Source organism: Amycolatopsis sp. NPDC041971, from assembly GCF_055588925.1.
Genome location: NZ_JBVJCE010000046.1, coordinates 1 through 1,406 on the forward strand (window position 1 = coordinate 1; position 1,406 = coordinate 1,406).

Sequence of the window (1,406 nt, forward strand, 5' to 3'; positions counted from 1 at the left end):
GGGACTGTTCCAGGATCGGTGTTTCCGGCCCGACACGCCGGGCTGAGGTCCGGCGGGATGGGCACTGTGAGTGATGACATCGGACCTTGTGAGTCCACGCAAGAGTGAGTCCAAGCCGGCGCGGGAGCTGTCGCCGGAGCAGGCCGCCGCGGCGGCGATGGTGGCCGAGGCGAAAGCCCGCGGGTTGGCATTGACCGGCCCGGACGGCCTGCTGAAGCTGTTCACCAAGAATGTGCTGGAAACCGCACTGAACGAGGAGATGACCGAGCACCTCGGTCATGAGAAGAACCAGGCCGAGCCGGACCGCGAGTCGACGAATGTCCGGAACGGCACTCGGCCGAAAACGGTGGTTTCGGATGCCGCGGGAGAGGTCGACATCAACGTGCCACGGGATCGGGAGAGCACGTTCGAGCCGCAGATCGTGAAGAAGCGGCAACGCCGGCTTACCGAGGTGGATGAGATCGTGTTGTCGTTGTATGCGAAGGGAATGACGACCGGGGACATTTCGGCACATTTTGCCGAGATCTACGGAACCTCGGTCAGCAAAGAGACGATCTCGCGGATCACCGACAAGGTCATCGCCGAGATGCAGGACTGGGCCAGCCGGCCACTGGACGCGGTGTACGTGGCCGTGTTCCTTGACGCGATCCACGTCAAGGTCCGGGACGGGCAGGTCGCCAACCGGCCTGTCTACGCCGCTATCGGCGTCACCGTGGACGGCCGGAAGGATGTGCTCGGACTGTGGATGGGCACCGGCGGTGAGGGCGCGAAGTTCTGGATGAGCGTGCTGATCGATCTGAAGAACCGCGGCGTCCGGGACGTGTTCTTCCTCGTCTGTGACGGCCTCAAAGGTCTGCCCGAAGTCGTGACAAATGTGTGGCCGCAAACCATCGTCCAAACGTGCATCGTGCATTTGATCCGCAATACCTTCCGGCTCGCTTCTCGTCGGGATTGGGACGCGGTGAAACGAGACATCAAACCCATCTACACGGCCCCCAATCCCGACGCCGCGATGGCCGCACTCGACGAATTAGAGGAGAAATGGGGTGCGAAATACCGTGCGATGATCCGGCTCTGGCGCAACGCCTGGAACGAGTTCGTACCCTTCCTCGACTACGACATCGAGATCAGGCGCATGATCTGCTCCACCAACGCGATCGAATCATTGAATGCCCGCTACCGGCGGGCGATCCGTGCACGAGGACATTTCCCGACCGAGCAGGCCGCGATGAAATGCCTGTACCTTGTGACCCGCAGCCTGGACCCGACAGGGGCAGGCCGCGCCCGATGGACGATGCGCTGGAAGCCCGTGCTGAACGCCTTCGCCATCACGTTCGGTGACCGCTGGCCGGGAGCCGAAACCTACTGATCAACAACGCCGGAAACACCGATCACGGGATAGACCC

Annotated in this window: 1 protein-coding gene; it reads left to right on the plus strand. The window is 62.5% G+C overall.

Translation table 11 applies throughout. The features are described from left to right. The first annotated feature begins 73 nt into the window (after positions 1-73). Positions 74-1,369: an IS256 family transposase gene (locus ACZ6DT_RS40165; RefSeq protein ID WP_465605312.1), complete on the plus strand. Its 1,296-nt coding sequence runs from the start codon at positions 74-76 to the stop codon at positions 1,367-1,369. The last annotated feature ends 37 nt before the right edge of the window (positions 1,370-1,406 follow it).

Excerpts from the sequence above, each read along its gene's own strand:
- ACZ6DT_RS40165 (WP_465605312.1), top strand. The coding sequence starts at position 74 with ATGACATCGGACCTTGTGAGTCCACGCAAGAGTGAGTCCAAGCCGGCG.